This window comes from Snuella lapsa, assembly GCF_039539345.1.
GTDB lineage: Bacteria > Bacteroidota > Bacteroidia > Flavobacteriales > Flavobacteriaceae > Snuella > Snuella lapsa.
The window spans coordinates 40,748-41,878 of sequence record NZ_BAABCY010000022.1; the positions used below are offsets into that span (position 1 = coordinate 40,748).

A 1,131-nucleotide genomic window follows, 5' to 3' on the forward strand; every position below is an offset into this window, starting at 1 on the left:
GCTGGTACCGTAAAGGTAGGAGGCGTAACATCCTGTACTGTGATTATCTGTACGTGCGTTGTGGTATTGTCACAATCGTCAGTTAAAGACCATGTACGTGTAATGGTACTTTCGTTAGCACATTCACCAGCAGCTATTTCATCAGTATAGGTCGCTTCACCTATGTTTGTGTCACAGGTGTCTTCTTCATCAGAGACATCTCCCGTAAGGGTTAGATCCGTCGCATCATCATCACAATTAATAGTTACATCAGCAGGCACTGTAAAGTTAGGCGCAATTGTATCGATGATCGTAAATAAAGCTGTTGTGCTTGATGAGTTGCCACAAGCATCGGTTGCAGTAAATTTAACCAATACTTTTCCGGTCATGCCACATTCGTCAGACATAACATTGCCATCTTCACCGAAGTTGTTGGACCATGTAATCGTTGAACAATCATCGGTAGCTTCAGCACCGGCATTGGTGTTTAACCAGTTTTCAAATTCGTCTTGGTTGCCAGAGCCATCACATTGTACCGTTTGATCGGAGGCAACTTTGGTTATTGTCGGAGCTTCTGTGTCTTTTATTAGATAGGTTGCAGTTGTTGTGCTCTTGTTGTTGCATGCATCTGTCGCCGTAAAGGTTACTGTAATGGCTCCATTATCACATTTTACATTGGTGTCCATTCCGTAATCATTTGTCCATGTAACATCTCCACAATTATCTGTAGCGGTAGCTCCAGCATTAGAATTCAACCAATCGTTAAGAGCAGCTTGGGTATCACCTTCACCACATTCTATTTCAATGTTGGCTGTGTTTGTGTTGTCGATGGTTGGGGGGACTTCATCGTTGATAACAATTATTTGTGTGCATGTTACAGTGTTTCCGGTCATATCAGCTATTTGATAAGTTCGAGTTACTGTTTCAGGACAACTTAAGTTATCGCTAACTTCATTTAATAAAGTAAAGCTAGCCTCATTGATACTACAATTATCATTGGCGATTCCTCCAGCATTTGCAAATTCTGTATAGTTAGAATAAGCTGGTTGTTCTGATATATTGCATGTCGCTGTTAAGTCTCCAGGACATGTAATGGTTGGTATTTCATTATCGGTTACCGTTACTGTTTGTTCACAGCTGGCGCTATCATTA

1 pseudogene is annotated in these 1,131 nt (G+C 41.2%); it reads right to left on the reverse strand.

What is annotated here, in order from left to right:
• A pseudogene (locus ABD792_RS04240) lies at nt 1-1,131 on the reverse strand (gliding motility-associated C-terminal domain-containing protein); the annotation flags it as partial.